Here is a 16,981-nt window from a genome sequence, read left to right as displayed (position 1 = left end):
TTACTTCGCAAATGGCATTCCGAGACCGGCCAGCAATTCGCGGGACTCTTCATCGGATTTTGCCGTAGTTACGATAACGATATCCATACCGCGCACTTTATCTACTTGGTCATACTCGATTTCAGGGAAGATTAATTGTTCCTTGAGGCCGAGTGTATAGTTACCGCGTCCGTCGAATGCTTTCGTCGATACGCCGTGGAAGTCACGGACACGCGGAAGCGTTACGTTGAACAGTTTGTCGAGGAAATGGTACATGCGCTCGCCGCGAAGAGTAACCTTCACGCCGATCGGCATGTTCTCACGGAGTTTGAAACCTGCGATAGATTTCTTAGCGCGAGTGATAACCGGCTTTTGACCTGCAATCAGCTGCATATCGCTTACTGCGGAGTCCAGTACCTTCGAGTTAGCTACTGCGTCACCTACACCCATGTTGATGACAACCTTCTCGATTTTTGGCACTTGCATTACTGTTGTATAGTTGAATTTTTGAATCAAAGCAGGTGTTACTTCGTTCAAAAAGCGTTCTTTCAATCTTGCCATGAATCATGTACCTCCTTTCTTTACATTCCTGGATTAGTCGATTACTTCACCGGATTTTCTTGCTACACGAACCTTTTTACCGTTGTCCAATACTTTGTAACCGATACGAGTTACTTTTCCGCTCTTAGGATCAACGTGCATAACGTTCGATGCATGAATCGGAGCTTCCTTCTCGATGATGCCGCCTTGTGGGTTCAGCTGATTAGGTTTTTGATGTTTCTTCACCATATTCACGCCTTCTACCAGCACACGGTTTTCACGAGGATAAGCGGCGATGACGCGGCCTTTTTTGCCTTTGTCTTTACCGGAGATCACGATGACCGTATCGTCCTTTTTGACATGCAGCTTATTGTTATGGGATTCCAGAACTTTTTTCAGTCTAGGCATTCTTTACACCTCCTGTATATCGGGGTTGGGGTTTTCCAATTAGATAACTTCCGGAGCCAAGGAAACGATTTTCATGAAGTCCTTGTCGCGAAGTTCGCGTGCGACTGGTCCGAAAATACGAGTACCGCGTGGGCTCTTGTCATCCTTAACTACAACCGCTGCGTTCTCATCGAATGCGATGTAAGAACCGTCTTTACGACGAACCGAACGTTTCGTACGAACGACAACCGCTCTGACTACATCACCCTTTTTGACAACGCCGCCTGGTGTTGCTTGTTTCACAGAACAAACGATCAAATCACCGATTTGCGCTGTGCGACGACCAGTACCGCCCAAAACGCGGATACACATCAATTCCTTCGCGCCGGAGTTGTCAGCAACATGCAAACGTGTAAATGGTTGAATCATGGTAATGTCCTCCTTTCAGTCTAAGCTTCCCTGCTATTAGATAATAATCGCTTTTTCAACGACTTCAACGAGTCTCCAGCGTTTGTCTTTAGACAATGGACGAGTTTCGGAAATTTTAACCGTATCACCGATTTTCGCAGTGTTGTTCTCGTCATGCGCTTTAAATTTCTTAGTGTATTTAATGCGCTTGTGGTACAAGTCATGCTTCTTGTAGGTTTCAACAGCTACAACGATGGTTTTATCCATTTTGTCGCTGACAACTTTACCGATTTGCACTTTACGGCTATTGCGTTCTTCCATGGTTAGCCTCCTTCCTGGACTTAGGCGCTTCGCATTCACAATGCGCAATATTAACTAATGATCCCGAGTTCTCTTTCACGTAATACGGTTTTAGCACGAGCTATTTCCTTACGCACGTCACGAATCCGAGTCGGGTTGTCAAGCTGGCCAGTGGCCAATTGAAAACGGAGGTTAAAGAGTTCTTCTTTAAATCCTGCCACTTTTTGTTCAATCTCAGCAGTGGTTAAGTTGCGAAGTTCATTAGCTTTCATTTGCTTCACCACCCAATTCTTCACGTTTCACAAACTTCGTTTTGATCGGCAGTTTGTGGGCGGCAAGACGCATAGCTTCACGCGCGATTTCCTCCGATACACCGGCAAGCTCAAACATGATTTTGCCAGGTTTCACAACTGCGACCCATTTTTCTACGTTACCTTTACCGCTACCCATCCGAACTTCAAGAGGCTTTTGAGTAATCGGTTTGTCAGGGAAAATTTTGATCCATACTTTACCGCCCCGTTTGATGTAACGCGTCATCGCAATACGCGCTGCTTCAATTTGACGGTTTGTAATCCAAGTTGGCTCAAGAGCTTGCAGGCCGTATTCACCGAAGTTCAATTCAGTGCCGCCTTTAGCTTGGCCTCTCATATTACCGCGTTGTTGCTTGCGGTGTTTAACACGTTTAGGTACCAACATGATTAGTTGCCTCCTTCCTGAACAGCTTGTTGTTTCTTAGCCGTAGGAAGAACCTCTCCACGATAGATCCATACTTTTACGCCGATACGTCCATAAGTCGTATGAGCTTCTGCCGTACCGTAGTCGATGTCGGCGCGGAGTGTATGAAGTGGAACAGTTCCTTCACTGTAGCCTTCCGAACGAGCAATTTCAGCACCGCCGAGACGACCGCTGACTGCTGTTTTAATCCCTTTCGCTCCCGAACGCATAGTTCTTTGGATCGCTTGTTTGAGCGCACGACGGAAAGAAACGCGACGTTCCAATTGTTGTGCGATGCTCTCAGCGACAAGAATCGCGTCAAGATCAGGGTGTTTGATTTCAGAAATGTTGATGTGAACTTTTTTGCCGCCTGCGATTTTAGTGATTTCATTGCGCAGGTTTTCAACCTCCGAACCACCTTTACCAATTACCATACCTGGTTTGGCAGTATGAATCGTAACGTTCACGCGGTTAGCCGCTCTCTCGATTTCAATGCGAGATACTGCGGAGTCTTTCAGTTTATTTTTCAGGTGTTCACGAATTTTAACGTCTTCAAGCAAAAGATCACCGAAATCCTTGCCTGCGTACCATTTGGATTCCCAATCACGGATAATCCCTACTCGTAATCCGACCGGATTTACCTTTTGGCCCACACGTTTTCCCTCCTTATTTTTCGGATACCACCAATGTGATGTGGCTGGTGCGTTTGTTGATCCGGCTTGCGCGTCCCATTGCACGAGGACGGAAACGTTTCATAGTCGGACCTTGGTTTACGTAAGCTTGCGAAATAACCAATTTATTAACATCCAGAGAATAGTTATGTTCAGCATTGGCAATCGCCGAGTTCAAAAGCTTCTCCACAACCGGGGAAGCCGCCTTTGGAGTATGGCGGAGAATCGCGATAGCTTCGCCAACTTGCTTGCCGCGGATCAAGTCAACAACGAGTTGAACTTTACGCGGGGCAATGCGGATAGACCTTGCATGTGCTTTTGCTTCCATGTGTGTTACCTCCTCTCAAACGAAGAACTTATCGATTAACGTCTCGTTTTCTTATCGTCGTCCGTATGACCTTTGTAGGTACGGGTTGGAGCAAACTCGCCCAGTTTATGTCCTACCATATCCTCGGTTACATATACCGGTACATGTTTGCGGCCGTCATATACGCCGAACGTGTGGCCAATGAATTGCGGGAAGATTGTAGAACGACGGGACCAAGTTTTGATCACGACTTTCTTGTTAGAACCGTTCACTTCTTCCACTTTCTTGAGCAGGTATCCATCGATAAATGGCCCTTTTTTAAGACTGCGACTCATTTCTTTATCCTCCCTTCGTTACGCTGCTTGTTTCGATCTTTCATCCACTACCGCGAAGTGATCCGCAGAGTGCGGATTACTTCGTACGGCGGCGAACGATATATTTATCAGACGCTTTGTCCTTTTTACGCGTTTTGTAGCCAAGGGTTGGTTTGCCCCAAGGAGACAATGGCGATTTACGACCGATCGGAGCGCGACCTTCACCACCACCGTGTGGGTGATCGTTAGGGTTCATGACGACACCGCGCACTTCAGGACGTTGTCCAAGCCAGCGGCTACGGCCTGCTTTACCAATCTTCACGAGTTCGTGGTCTCCGTTGCCTACAGCGCCGATAGTAGCGCGGCAAACCTTGAGAACTTTACGAACTTCGCCGGAAGACAGGCGGATCGTTACGTATTTTTCTTCTTTACCAAGCAATTGTGCTTCTGTACCAGCTGCGCGTACGAGTTGTCCGCCTTTGCCAGGCTTCAGCTCAATGTTGTGGATAACTGTACCTACTGGAATGTTTTCGAGCGGCATTGCGTTACCGATTTTGATATCGGAGCCAACGCCGGATTCGATCATGTCGCCCACTTTCAGGCCTTTAGGAGCCAGAATGTAGCGTTTTTCACCATCGGCATAGTGGATCAAAGCGATGTTGGAAGTCCGGTTCGGGTCGTACTCGATTGTAGCAACTTTACCTGGAATTCCGTCTTTGTTCCGTTTGAAGTCGATAATCCGGTATTTACGTTTGTGTCCGCCGCCATGGTGACGAACCGTAATTTTACCTTGGTTGTTGCGGCCAGCCGTTTTGCTCAGCGGAGCCAACAACGATTTTTCCGGTGTATCCGTAGTGATTTCTTCGAACGTAGACACGGACATGCCGCGTCTTGCCGGAGATGTCGGTTTATACTTTTTGATAGGCACTAGATTTCCCTCCTTACTTTAACGATTTTATACCGATTCAAAGAACTCAAGCGGTTTGCTGCCTTCCGCCAAAGTAACGAACGCTTTCTTCCATTCCGGAGTATATCCGAAGTGACGTCCGTAACGTTTTGGCTTAGCAGGAACGCGCAGGGTATTCACATTGCTCACTTTAACACCAAAGATCGCTTCCACAGCTTTTTTGATTTCGGTCTTGTTGGCTTTGATATCCACTTCGAATACATATTTCAATTCGTTCATGTAATCAGCCGTACGTTCCGTAATCACCGGGCGCTTGATAATATCACGAGGATCTTTCATTACGCGAGCACCTCCTCTACCTTCTGAACTGCTTCCTTCGTAATGATCAGTTTGTCGTGCGTCAGCACGTCAAGAACATTAATGCCGTCGGCCGCTACGAATTTCACACCAGGAATGTTGCGAGCGGAAAGCGCTACGTTGTCGTCATAAGAAGGAGCTACAACGAGAGCTTTACGATCTACTTTCAGGTTGTTCAAAATCGCTGCGAATTCTTTTGTCTTAGGTGCGCTCAGGCTCAATGCATCAAGAACGATGATATCCTGATCGATCACTTTCGAAGACAAAGCCGATTTAATCGCCAAACGACGTACTTTCTTCGGCAATTTATAAGAATAGCTGCGCGGAGTTGGTCCGAATACCACACCGCCGCCTACCCATTGCGGGGAGCGAATGGAGCCTTGACGAGCACGGCCCGTTCCTTTTTGTTTCCAAGGTTTACGACCGCCGCCGCGAACTTCGGAGCGTCCTTTTACTTTATGGGTACCAAAACGCAGGGAAGCGCGTTGCATAACGACTGCTTCATGCAGAACATGTGTATTTGGCTCGATGCCGAATACCGCGTCGTTCAGTTCAACTTCGCCTACTTGGCTACCGCTGACATTAAAAAGTGCTACTTTTGGCATTTGTTGTTCCTCCTTTCTTCAGTCAATTATTTCTTAAGAGTTTGTTTGATTTTTACGAAGCTGTTTTTAGGACCTGGGATCGAGCCTTTAACGAGCAAAACATTACGTTCAGCGTCCACTCTGATCACTTCAAGGTTCTGAATAGTAACTGTTTCGTTACCCATATGTCCTGGAAGGCGTTTGCCTTTAGGAACGCGGTTCGCTTGAATGGAACCCATGGAACCTGGTCTACGATGATAACGGGAACCGTGCGCCATAGGGCCGCGGCTTTGTCCCCAGCGTTTGATAACGCCTTGGAACCCTTTACCTTTCGAAATACCAGTTACGTCAACAAATTCGCCTTCTGCAAACATATCGACTTTGACCTCTTGGCCAACTTCATATCCTGCAAGATCAACACCGCGAATTTCGCGAACGTAGCGCTTAGGCGTTGCGTTTGCCTTTTTAGCATGACCTGCTTCAGGCTTAGTAGTTCTAGATTCTTTCTTATCGGAGTAACCGATTTGAATGGCTTCGTAGCCGTCGTTCTCCAGATCTTTCTTTTGCAGAACAACGTTACCGCTCGCCTCAATAACCGTTACAGGAATAACATTCCCTTCCGGAGTAAACACTTGAGTCATTCCAAGCTTTTTCCCTAAGATACCTTTCATGTTGACACCTCTTTTCCTTTCCTATTCCAATGCTTATTGGGTATTACAATTTGATTTCGATATCTACACCGGACGGCAGGTCCAAGCGCATCAAGGCATCCACAGTTTGTGGAGTCGGATTAACAATGTCGATCAGACGTTTATGCGTCCGTTGTTCGAATTGTTCCCGCGAATCCTTGTACTTGTGTACCGCACGGAGAATAGTAATTACTTGTTTCTCAGTTGGCAACGGAATCGGCCCGGATACACCAGCACCCGAACGTTTTGCTGTTTCAACAATTTTCTCTGCGGATTGATCAAGAATTCTGTGGTCGTAAGCTTTCAAACGAATACGAATTTTTTGCTTTGCCATTTTAGTCCCTCCTTCTATCGCCCAATTTGGTATCGGACATACTCCGTGAAAATTTTCCGACCACCCTCCCATGGCAAAGGGGCCGGGTGTGTCAGTAACCTCTCACATCATCGCAACGTCACAGAACAACATTCATTATTATATAGAAAAGGCGGGCGCTTTGCAAGCTTTTATACAAAAGTTTTTATTGTGGTTTTTCATGGGTATTTACTCCCCGTTCTAATATTCAAAAAAGGCGCATTTCTCAAGGAAATACGCCATTTAACTTCTATTATAAATTCAGGGAAATTCTGTTCAGGCGTTCCACCGACTCTGCGACTGTGGCCGTAGATGATCCGATTCCTTCTATAGTAGTAATCAATTCGCGGATTTGTTCTTCTAACAATATAATATCCTCCGCACTATTCTTCATCGAGTTCAAGATATGGATAAACATGTCTCCGCTTTCCTTCGATTGCGCTTTCCCTTGTTCCGCCAATCCCCGAACTTCCTCTACAGCATGTACGACTCGGGTCGAGATTTCTGCAGATTGATGGGCGAGATCCGCAATTTGAACCACCGTACTTTTCGCTTCTTCCGATAGCTTGTTCACTTCCCGGGCAACAATCGCAAACCCTAACCCCTGTTCACCAGCTCTTGCCGCTTCTATAGATGCGTTCAACGATAGAAGTTTGATCCGGCTTGCAATGTCCTCTACGGCACTCACAACTTTATTAATTTGTGCAGAGGATTGTCCAAGATGCTTCAGCGATTCTTCCATAGAGCTGGTCTTTACATGAATGACCCCGATGTGCTCCTGTAGAAGCTGCAAAATGTCTCTTCCCTCTTCAGCCTGTTCTCTTGTATTTGAGGCGGTCTTTGAAGAATTCCGGATGGACATACTCACCTCATTGCTACTGGTTACCAGCTCTTCAACGGCTGCGTTCGTTCCTAAGCTTAAATCTTCAAGCTCCTCACTAAAAGTGGTGATTTTGCTTTTTAACTCATTTTTCACCAGTTCATATTGTTGTTCTTTCTCAAGGATGTTCTCCTTTTCATAAGCTTCCAACACCAGCTGCTGTTCTAGGTTTAACAGCTTTGTCGTTGTCCGCACCATTTGCAAAAGAAGCTGTTCGTCTTTAACTTCCTGGTAAATTGTCTGCAAAAACGCATTTTGCAGATTTTGAAATGCCGATAGATACCATTTTGGCTCCAATCCGACGCGCTTATGGACTTTAGCGATTTTTAGCCGTTTCATAATAAATGCTTGATCGACATTCCCACTGAACATATCAAGCAGATGTTCTCTTAGGGTTTCCTTCAGTTTTTCAACCGTGCTGTGTTCTTTAATGATTTCCTCTAGCTTGGATACATCCAGCACCGACTGATAAAAAGAATCCACAATCCAGTCGATCTTTCTAGAGATCATAGGTCTCATATGATGGAGCAGGTGAATATCCCCTTCATGAAAATCAATCATTCTCAATTGCTCATTTATCTCGGTCTGTCCGTCGATAACAAGCTGGTTTTCGTCCCATACCCAATCCGGTTTGACAACGGAAGCGGAATAATTGTAATGGTTGGCTTGTGCAGAGGGGGATGATGGGCGGCTTAGAAAAGAAAAGGGGCATTTCATCGAGTGTTTATCCTCTCTTTGGGGATGTCTGATGATCTTAATGAGAGAATTATAACTGTGCTAAAAATCACTGTAAAGATAAATTTCTACATTATTCGACATATTTATTGCACTAAATGTCGAATTGGACGATTTTATCAACTGTAATATAAAAAAAGATCCGTCCCCTAAGGAACGGATCTCTCAAGCAATAAATTGCTTTATTATTTGCTGATTTTAACAACGGCACCGGATCCAACTGTACGGCCGCCTTCACGAATGGAGAAACGAGTTCCTTCTTCGATAGCGATCGGGTTGATCAGTTGAACAGTAACTTCGATGTTGTCACCAGGCATAACCATTTCAGTACCTTCTGGCAGGTTGATAACACCTGTTACGTCAGTTGTACGGAAATAGAATTGTGGACGGTAGCCAGTGAAGAAAGGCTTATGACGTCCGCCTTCTTCTTTAGTCAATACGTATACTTGAGCGGAAAACTCAGTATGCGGATTAACGGAAGCTGGCTTTGCCAATACTTGGCCGCGTTCGATTTGAGCACGGTCTACACCGCGGAGCAATGCGCCGATGTTGTCGCCCGCTTCAGCGGAATCGAGCAATTTACGGAACATTTCAACGCCTGTAACAACCGATTTCTTAGTTTCTTCGCGGATACCCACGATTTCGATTTCGTCGCCGACTTTAACAGTACCGCGCTCTACACGACCTGTAGCAACAGTACCACGGCCAGTGATGGAGAACACGTCTTCGACAGGCATCAGGAACGGTTTGTCCACTGGACGCTCTGGAAGCGGAATGTACTCGTCGATGATTTCGAACATTTCAACGATTTTCTTAGCCCAGTCACCAGTAGGGTTTTGAAGAGCTTCACGAGCGGAACCTTGGATGATTGGAGTGTCATCGCCAGGGAACTCATATTCGTTAAGCAGGTCGCGAACTTCCATTTCAACGAGTTCGATCAATTCAGCGTCTTCAACCATGTCGCATTTGTTCAAGAATACAACGATGTAAGGAACGCCTACGTTACGGGACAACAGGATGTGCTCGCGAGTTTGCGGCATTGGGCCGTCAGCTGCGGATACAACCAGAATCGCTCCGTCCATTTGTGCAGCGCCAGTGATCATGTTTTTAACATAGTCGGCGTGCCCTGGGCAGTCAACGTGTGCATAGTGGCGGTTAGGAGTTTCATACTCAACGTGGGACGTCGAGATTGTGATACCGCGCTCGCGCTCTTCTGGAGCTTTGTCGATTTGGTCGAATGCTACAGCAGCACCGCCATATGTGGTAGACAATACAGTCGTGATGGCTGCAGTCAGAGTTGTTTTACCATGGTCGACGTGACCGATAGTACCGATGTTAACATGCGGTTTTGTACGTTCGTATTTAGCCTTTGCCATTTTAAACATTTCCTCCTTAAAATATGGATTGTTATGTTGGACTAACCAGGGAATCCATCCCCTAAACAGGTTCCAAAGATTCCCCGGTCAGTAGGTACTGAAATTTATTCTCCGCCCTTGTTCTTGGACACGATTTCTTCAGCGATAGTCTTAGGAACTTCTTCATAGTGAGAAAGCTCCATCGAGAATACGCCGCGTCCTTGTGTACCGGAACGCAGGGTAGTCGAGTAACCGAACATTTCGGAGAGAGGTACTTTAGCACGGATAATTTGCGCGCCCCCACGGGAATCCATACCTTCGATCCGTCCGCGGCGGGAGTTCAGCATACCCATAACGTCGCCCATGTACTCCTCAGGAACCGTTACTTCAACTTTCATGATTGGCTCAAGCAGAACTGCTTGGCACTTTTCCTTGGCTGCTTTAAGCGCCATGGAACCGGCAATCTTAAACGCCATTTCACTGGAGTCAACGTCATGGTAAGAACCATCAACGATGGTTGCTTTAACGTCTACCAATGGGAAGCCTGCAAGGACACCATTCTTCATGGCTTCTTCAATACCTTGCTGAGCAGGCGCGATGTATTCTCTAGGTACGGAACCGCCGACGATCTTGCTCTCGAACTGGTTACCGCTACCTGCTTCCAGTGGTTCGAACTCAACCCAAACGTGACCGTATTGACCACGACCACCGGATTGGCGAACGAATTTACCTTCAACGCGAGCCGGAGCTTTGAACGTTTCACGGTAAGCAACCTGAGGTTTACCTACGTTAGTCTCAACTTTGAATTCGCGGCGCATCCGGTCGATGATGATATCCAGGTGAAGCTCACCCATACCAGCAAGGATCGTTTGACCCGTTTCTTCGTCCGTATGAGCACGGAGCGTAGGATCTTCTTCAGTCAATTTACCGAGAGCAACGCCCATTTTGTCTTGGTCGGCTTTCGTTTTAGGCTCAACCGCGATTTCGATAACCGGATCAGGGAAGTTCATGGATTCGAGAATAACCGGAGCCTTCTCATCACACAGTGTATCACCTGTTCCCGTATCTTTCAAACCTACGGCTGCCGCAATATCACCGGAATAAACTTCGGTGATTTCTTTACGGGTGTTGGCATGCATTTGCAGGATACGTCCGATCCGCTCACGTTTGTTCTTTGTTGCATTCAGCACATACGAACCGGATTGCAAAATACCGGAGTACACGCGGAAGAACGTCAGTTTACCCACGTAAGGGTCAGTCATAATTTTAAATGCCAATGCGGAGAACGGCTCTTCGTCGGAAGAGTGACGTTCCACTTCGGTACCGTCATCCAAGTGACCTTTGATGGCCGGGATATCGATTGGAGCCGGCAGATAATCTACAACAGCGTCCAATACGAGCTGGATCCCTTTGTTACGGTAAGAAGAACCGCACACTACAGGGAAGATTTTAACTTCTACTACACCTTTACGAAGAGCTGCTTTCAGTTCTTCAACAGTGATTTCTTCACCTTCAAGGTATTTCATAGTCAATTCTTCGTCCAACTCGGCAACCTTTTCTACCAGTTCCGCGCGAAGTTCTTCAACTTTTGCTTGGTACTCGGCAGGAATTTCGGTTTCTTCGATGTTTTGGCCCAAGTCGTCTTTGTACATATACGCTTTTTGCTCAACGATGTCGATAATTCCGACAAAGTCGCTTTCTGCACCGATTGGCAGTTGGATCGCAACCGCATTCGCTTGCAGACGTTCGCGCATATCATTGACAACGTTCAGGTAGTCCGCACCGATGATATCCATTTTGTTTACATAAGCGATCCGAGGAACGCTATATTTGTCAGCCTGTCTCCAAACAGTTTCTGACTGAGGCTCAACGCCTTCCTTCGCACTGAAAACGCCTACTGCCCCGTCCAATACACGTAGGGAACGTTCAACTTCTACAGTGAAGTCAACGTGTCCCGGGGTATCGATGATATTTACGCGGTGACCCTTCCAGGAAGCGGTAGTAGCAGCGGACGTAATCGTAATCCCGCGCTCCTGCTCTTGCTCCATCCAGTCCATTGTTGCAGCACCCTCGTGAACTTCCCCGATTTTGTGCGTAATGCCTGTATAGAACAAAATACGTTCCGTTGTAGTTGTCTTACCGGCGTCAATATGCGCCATGATCCCGATGTTACGTGTATTTTTCAAGGAGAACTCTCTTGTCATGAATTAGTCTCCCTTCAAAATATTTTATTAAGTTGAACCGAATCCTACCAGCGGTAGTGTGCGAACGCTTTGTTCGCTTCGGCCATTTTGTGCGTATCTTCGCGTTTCTTAACGGAAGCGCCTGTGTTGTTGGATGCGTCGATGATCTCAGCAGCCAAACGCTCTTCCATCGTTTTCTCACCGCGGTTGCGGGAGTAGTTTACGAGCCAACGTAATCCCAAGGATGTACGTCTTTCTGGCTTAACTTCGATAGGTACTTGGTAGTTGGCACCGCCCACACGGCGAGCTTTAACTTCCAATACAGGCATGATATTTTTCAAAGCTGCTTCAAATACTTCCATTGGGTCATTACCCGTACGTTCTTGAATCAGGTTGAACGCATTGTACAGAATGCTTTGAGCAACTCCACGTTTACCGTCGAGCATGATGCGGTTGATCAGACGAGTAACAAGCTTGCTGTTATACACCGGATCTGGCAACACATCTCTCTTTGTAACTGGACCTTTGCGTGGCATAGTTATCCCCCTTTCAGTATTAATCCAAACCTCTTGTCGGTTCAATAAGCTGACTTAATGATCAACTTAGGATTTTTTTGCTTTCGGACGTTTAGCGCCGTATTTCGAACGGGCTTGCATCCGGTTGTTTACACCAGCGGTGTCCAAAGCTCCACGTACGATATGATAACGTACCCCTGGAAGGTCCTTGACCCGGCCGCCACGAATCAAAACTACGCTGTGCTCTTGCAGGTTATGACCGATACCTGGAATGTACGCCGTTACCTCAATGCGGTTCGTCAAACGAACACGGGCATATTTACGAAGTGCGGAGTTCGGTTTCTTAGGAGTCATAGTACCTACACGAGTGCACACTCCACGTTTTTGCGGGGAGCTCAGATCAGTAGCCTCACGCTTCAGGGCGTTAAACCCTCTTTGCAATGCTGGCGACTTCGATTTGTACACTTTGTCTTGACGTCCTTTACGGACTAGTTGGTTAATTGTTGGCATGTTGTTGCCACCCCCTTCCTCAATTCTCATGATCCTTCACAAACCTTTTTTAAGCCCACAGACCCAGGCGGTTCATTAAAGAACAAATGAAAAGTTTTTGCCGGAGGGATAACCCCTTTTAGCAAAAACGTTCCTATCAACTATTGTCTTACAATCGCAGCCATTGCCGCACCGACTTCAATCCCGCAAGCTTTGCCGAGGTTGGTCATCGTATCAACCAGTGTCACTTTAACGTTTCGCTGATTGCATAAAGCAATGATCTTTGACGTAAGGCGCGGATCTGCATCTTCAGCCACATAGACTTCTTCGGCTCGTCCAAGTTCCACCATTCTCATAGTTTGCTTGCTGCCGATTTTAACATGAGCGTCCTGTAGACCTTTATCATTAGACATAATTACCGTCCTCCAAAGCACAGGAATATCCGTACTCACGCACTTTGATATATTAGCATTCCAGCTAGGCGATGTCAAGCAATGATTTGAAAGTTTTTAGTTGAAAAACAAACATTGATTGCTTTGATCTCATAAAGAAGAAGCAGAAATCCATCATCATAGATATGAAAAACAACGGCGCGGAACGGGTTTTACCCGAACCGCACCTGTTGTTTAATCCAAGCTATTCTACAGAGACTGGCTCCAGACCTTCTTCAACCGTGTCGTCACCAGCCGGTTCAACAAACTGAATGCTCCGGTAACGGTTCATCCCCGTACCCGCAGGAATCAGTTTACCGATAATGACGTTCTCCTTCAAGCCGAGGAGTTTATCCACTTTGCCTTTTATAGCGGCATCGGTAAGCACCCGTGTCGTTTCCTGGAAGGAAGCGGCGGACAGGAAGGAGTCCGTTTCGAGCGATGCCTTGGTGATCCCGAGCAATACCGGTTTAGCCACAGCAGGCTCTTTGCCGGACAGGATTGCATCCTTGTTGGCAACCTCGTATTCATGAATATCGACGAATGCACCAGGCAAGAGCGGCGTATCACCGGCATCTACGATGCGGATTTTACGCAGCATCTGTCTGACCATAACTTCGATATGCTTGTCGTTGATTTCTACGCCCTGGTTCCGGTAAACGCGCTGAACTTCCTGAAGGATGTAGTTCTGCACGCCGCGGATACCCTTGATGCGCAAAATTTCTTTAGGGTCAATGGAACCGTCGGTCAACTCGTCGCCCGCTTCGATTTCCTGGCCTTCGCTTACGCGCAGACGGGAACCGTAGGTAACGGAGTAAACCTTCGTTTCCGCTTCGCCTTGAACCTCGATTTCACGACGGTCCTTAGCTTCACGGATTTCCTTGATGACGCCGTCGATTTCACTGATCGTGGCTTGACCTTTTGGATTCCGGGCTTCAAAGAGCTCCTGAATACGCGGCAAACCTTGAGTGATATCGTCACCCGCAACGCCCCCGGTATGGAACGTACGCATGGTGAGCTGGGTTCCTGGTTCACCGATGGATTGGGCGGCGATAATGCCGACTGCTTCACCGATTTCCACGTGTTTGCCGGTCGCGAGGTTACGGCCATAGCACTTCTTACAAACGCCATGGCGTGCGCGACAGCTGAGCACGGAACGGATTTGCAGTTTCCCTACACCGGCATCGACGATTTCATGCGCTCTGTCGGAATCAATAAGTTCGTTGCGATGAACGATAATTTCACCCGTTTTCGGATGTTTGATCGTTTCAAAGCTATAACGTCCTTCGATCCGGTCGTACAGATCCTCGATAACCTCTTTACCGTCCTGGATAACGCTGACCATAAAGCCTTTATCCGTACCGCAATCTTCTTCGCGGACGATAACGTCCTGGGCTACGTCTACCAGACGACGAGTCAGGTAACCGGAGTCGGCTGTCCGAAGCGCTGTATCCGCCAAACCTTTCCGCGCGCCGTGCGTCGAAAGGAAGTACTCGAGGACGGTCAGACCTTCGCGGAAATTCGATTTGATTGGGAGTTCGATGATCCGACCCGACGGGTTGGCCATCAGACCCCGCATCCCACCGAGCTGGGTGATCTGCGATTTGTTACCGCGCGCCTTGGAATCCACCATGAGCATGATGGAATTGTAACGGTCCATCGATTTCATGAGCACTTCGGTAATTTGATCCTTCGCTTTGGACCAGATATCGATAACACGGTCATAACGTTCTTCGTTCGTAATGAGACCCCGGCGGTACTGTGTCGTAATCACTTGTACCTTGTCATCCGACTCGCGCAGGATAGACTGTTTCTCATCCGGTACGATAACGTCCGAGACAGCGATACTTACGCCGGCCCGAGTCGAATATGTGAAACCGGTTTGTTTGATTCTGTCCAAAATGATCGAAGTTTCTGTGGTGTGATAGATTTCAAAGCAACGGCCGATAATTTCGCCGAGATACTCTTTACCTACGCCACCTGCTTGTTTAGCATTCATAATCCGTTCCCAAACGTTCGCGCCTTTGTCATGGATGAAGTAATCATCAGGCGTGCCTTGGAACAGGTTGACTCTAGAAGGTTCGTTAATATACGGGAAGCTCGAAGGGAAGATATCGTTGAAAATAATTTTCCCTACGGTCGTAATAAGCAGCGCATTTTGTTGTGCTTCCGTAAATCCGGTCTTGCCGAGCGCCTTAGCAGGAATGGCTACGCGTGCATGCAATTCCGCGGTTCCACGCTGATAAGCGGAGAACGCTTCGTTTACGGAGCCGAGAATCATCCCAGCGCCTTTGGCTTCCTTGTTATCCATTGTCAGATAATAAGATCCGAGAACCATATCCTGAGAAGGAGTAACGACTGGCTTGCCGTCTTTAGGGTTCAGGATGTTGCCGGACGCCAGCATCAGAATACGGGCTTCCGCTTGAGCTTCTGCGGACAACGGTACGTGAACGGCCATTTGGTCACCGTCAAAGTCGGCGTTATAAGCCGTACATACGAGCGGGTGAAGCCGGATGGCGCGGCCTTCGACCAGAATCGGTTCGAACGCCTGGATCCCGAGTCTGTGAAGCGTAGGGGCGCGGTTCAGCAGAACCGGATGCTCCTTAATGACTTCTTCGAGCACATCCCATACCTCAGGGCTGACGCGTTCCACTTTGCGCTTAGCGCTCTTGATATTGTGAGCAAGACCTTTGTTGACCAGTTCTTTCATCACGAAAGGTTTAAACAGCTCGAGAGCCATTTCTTTCGGAAGACCGCACTGATACATCTTCAGGTAAGGACCTACGACGATAACGGAACGGCCGGAATAGTCGACCCGTTTACCGAGCAAGTTTTGCCGGAAGCGGCCTTGTTTACCTTTCAGCATATGGCTGAGGGATTTCAAAGGACGGTTACCCGGTCCAGTTACCGGACGGCCGCGGCGACCATTATCGATCAGGGCGTCGACGGCTTCTTGCAGCATCCGTTTTTCGTTCTGCACGATAATGTCCGGCGCGCCCAGATCAAGCAGGCGTTTCAGACGGTTGTTCCGGTTAATAACCCGGCGGTACAAATCGTTAAGGTCAGACGTTGCGAAACGTCCGCCATCCAACTGTACCATCGGACGAAGTTCCGGAGGAATAACCGGAAGCACGTCGAGAATCATCCATTCCGGCTCATTGCCGGAGCTCTTGAACGCTTCGATGACTTCCAGGCGTTTGATCGCCCGGTTGCGGCGTTGGCCTTGGGCCGTGCGCAGCTCTTCTTTCAAAAATTCCAATTCCTTGTCGATATCGAGATCCTGAAGCAGCTTTTTGACCGCTTCAGCGCCCATGCCGGCTTGGAATCCGTAGCCATACTTTTCACGGTAGCTGCGATATTCCTTCTCGGACAGAAGCTGCTTTTTCTCCAGTGGAGTTTCACCTGGATCTGTAACCACATAGGATGCAAAATAAATGATCTCTTCAAGGGAGCGCGGCGACATATCGAGCGCAAGGCCCATCCGGCTCGGGATCCCTTTAAAGTACCAAATATGCGATACAGGTGCGGCCAATTCAATATGACCCATCCGCTCGCGGCGAACCTTCGCTCTTGTTACTTCGACGCCGCAGCGATCGCAGACAACGCCTTTGTAACGTACGCGTTTATATTTACCGCAATGACATTCCCAGTCTTTGGTCGGGCCGAAAATTTTCTCGCAAAACAGCCCTTCCTTTTCCGGTTTCAATGTACGGTAGTTAATCGTTTCCGGTTTCTTAACTTCTCCGCGGGACCAAGAACGAATTTTATCTGGGGAAGCAAGCCCAATTTTCATAAACTCGAAGTTGTTGACGTCCAACAAGGAGCATCCCTCCTTAACCAAGTCCTGATATTGACAATCTCCGGTTATCAATCATCTTTGGGCG

21 protein-coding genes are annotated in these 16,981 nt (G+C 47.7%); all 21 read right to left on the bottom strand.

The window, feature by feature from the left end; translation table 11 throughout:
- Positions 1–540, bottom strand: a complete 540-nt coding sequence (gene rplE / locus KJS57_RS23880; protein ID WP_211025585.1) for a 50S ribosomal protein L5 — start codon at positions 538–540, stop codon at positions 1–3.
- A gap of 33 nt (positions 541–573) precedes the next feature.
- Positions 574–927 (bottom strand): 50S ribosomal protein L24, encoded by a 354-nt coding sequence (gene rplX / locus KJS57_RS23875; RefSeq protein ID WP_211025583.1) that lies wholly within the window; start codon positions 925–927, stop codon positions 574–576.
- A 39-nt stretch (positions 928–966) separates the two neighbouring features.
- Positions 967–1,335: a 50S ribosomal protein L14 gene (gene rplN / locus KJS57_RS23870; RefSeq protein WP_211025581.1), complete on the bottom strand. Its 369-nt coding sequence runs from the start codon at positions 1,333–1,335 to the stop codon at positions 967–969.
- A gap of 36 nt (positions 1,336–1,371) precedes the next feature.
- A complete protein-coding gene (gene rpsQ, locus KJS57_RS23865) occupies positions 1,372–1,635 on the bottom strand; it encodes a 30S ribosomal protein S17 (RefSeq protein ID WP_211025579.1) in 264 nt (87 codons plus the stop codon).
- 50 nt (positions 1,636–1,685) lie between these two features.
- Positions 1,686–1,886 carry a 50S ribosomal protein L29 gene (gene rpmC, locus KJS57_RS23860; protein ID WP_044482515.1) on the bottom strand — a complete coding sequence of 67 codons (201 nt, stop codon included), beginning with the start codon at positions 1,884–1,886 and terminating at the stop codon, positions 1,686–1,688.
- Complete coding sequence (rplP, locus tag KJS57_RS23855) at positions 1,876–2,310, bottom strand: 50S ribosomal protein L16 (protein WP_059040326.1); 435 nt, start codon at positions 2,308–2,310, stop codon at positions 1,876–1,878. The genes rpmC and rplP overlap by 11 nt, the downstream gene beginning before the upstream one ends.
- 2 nt (positions 2,311–2,312) lie before the next feature.
- Positions 2,313–2,981, bottom strand: a complete 669-nt coding sequence (rpsC, locus tag KJS57_RS23850) for a 30S ribosomal protein S3 (protein ID WP_211025577.1) — start codon at positions 2,979–2,981, stop codon at positions 2,313–2,315.
- Positions 2,982–2,994: 13 nt separating this feature from the next.
- On the bottom strand, positions 2,995–3,327 hold the full coding sequence (gene rplV / locus KJS57_RS23845; RefSeq protein ID WP_211025575.1) for a 50S ribosomal protein L22: 333 nt from the start codon (positions 3,325–3,327) through the stop codon (positions 2,995–2,997).
- 35 nt (positions 3,328–3,362) lie between these two features.
- Positions 3,363–3,641: a 30S ribosomal protein S19 gene (gene rpsS / locus KJS57_RS23840; protein WP_211025573.1), complete on the bottom strand. Its 279-nt coding sequence runs from the start codon at positions 3,639–3,641 to the stop codon at positions 3,363–3,365.
- A gap of 76 nt (positions 3,642–3,717) precedes the next feature.
- A complete protein-coding gene (gene rplB, locus KJS57_RS23835; protein WP_211025571.1) occupies positions 3,718–4,548 on the bottom strand; it encodes a 50S ribosomal protein L2 in 831 nt (276 codons plus the stop codon).
- Positions 4,549–4,575: 27 nt separating this feature from the next.
- Positions 4,576–4,866, bottom strand: coding sequence for a 50S ribosomal protein L23 (gene rplW, locus KJS57_RS23830; protein ID WP_211025569.1), 291 nt, complete (start codon positions 4,864–4,866; stop codon positions 4,576–4,578).
- A complete protein-coding gene (gene rplD, locus KJS57_RS23825; protein ID WP_211025567.1) occupies positions 4,866–5,489 on the bottom strand; it encodes a 50S ribosomal protein L4 in 624 nt (207 codons plus the stop codon). The genes rplW and rplD overlap by 1 nt, the downstream gene beginning before the upstream one ends.
- Positions 5,490–5,515: 26 nt before the next feature.
- Positions 5,516–6,139 (bottom strand): 50S ribosomal protein L3, encoded by a 624-nt coding sequence (gene rplC / locus KJS57_RS23820; RefSeq protein ID WP_213656562.1) that lies wholly within the window; start codon positions 6,137–6,139, stop codon positions 5,516–5,518.
- Between the two features lie 43 nt (positions 6,140–6,182).
- On the bottom strand, positions 6,183–6,491 hold the full coding sequence (rpsJ, locus tag KJS57_RS23815) for a 30S ribosomal protein S10 (RefSeq protein WP_009226637.1): 309 nt from the start codon (positions 6,489–6,491) through the stop codon (positions 6,183–6,185).
- Positions 6,492–6,762: 271 nt separating this feature from the next.
- Positions 6,763–8,106, bottom strand: a complete 1,344-nt coding sequence (locus tag KJS57_RS23810; protein WP_213656561.1) for a globin-coupled sensor protein — start codon at positions 8,104–8,106, stop codon at positions 6,763–6,765.
- A gap of 203 nt (positions 8,107–8,309) precedes the next feature.
- A complete protein-coding gene (tuf, locus tag KJS57_RS23805; RefSeq protein ID WP_211025561.1) occupies positions 8,310–9,500 on the bottom strand; it encodes an elongation factor Tu in 1,191 nt (396 codons plus the stop codon).
- Between the two features lie 104 nt (positions 9,501–9,604).
- Complete coding sequence (gene fusA, locus KJS57_RS23800) at positions 9,605–11,683, bottom strand: elongation factor G (protein ID WP_211025559.1); 2,079 nt, start codon at positions 11,681–11,683, stop codon at positions 9,605–9,607.
- 44 nt (positions 11,684–11,727) lie between these two features.
- On the bottom strand, positions 11,728–12,198 hold the full coding sequence (gene rpsG / locus KJS57_RS23795) for a 30S ribosomal protein S7 (protein WP_044482526.1): 471 nt from the start codon (positions 12,196–12,198) through the stop codon (positions 11,728–11,730).
- A 66-nt stretch (positions 12,199–12,264) separates the two neighbouring features.
- Positions 12,265–12,687, bottom strand: coding sequence for a 30S ribosomal protein S12 (gene rpsL / locus KJS57_RS23790; protein WP_211025557.1), 423 nt, complete (start codon positions 12,685–12,687; stop codon positions 12,265–12,267).
- Between the two features lie 140 nt (positions 12,688–12,827).
- On the bottom strand, positions 12,828–13,079 hold the full coding sequence (locus tag KJS57_RS23785) for a ribosomal L7Ae/L30e/S12e/Gadd45 family protein (RefSeq protein WP_211025555.1): 252 nt from the start codon (positions 13,077–13,079) through the stop codon (positions 12,828–12,830).
- Between the two features lie 223 nt (positions 13,080–13,302).
- A complete protein-coding gene (gene rpoC / locus KJS57_RS23780) occupies positions 13,303–16,917 on the bottom strand; it encodes a DNA-directed RNA polymerase subunit beta' (protein ID WP_211025552.1) in 3,615 nt (1,204 codons plus the stop codon).
- Positions 16,918–16,981: the final 64 nt, after the last annotated feature.

Origin of the sequence: Paenibacillus vini, from assembly GCF_018403325.1 — a bacterium.
Taxonomy (GTDB): domain Bacteria; phylum Bacillota; class Bacilli; order Paenibacillales; family Paenibacillaceae; genus Fontibacillus; species Fontibacillus vini.
This window is presented reverse-complemented; position numbering and strand designations above follow the sequence as displayed.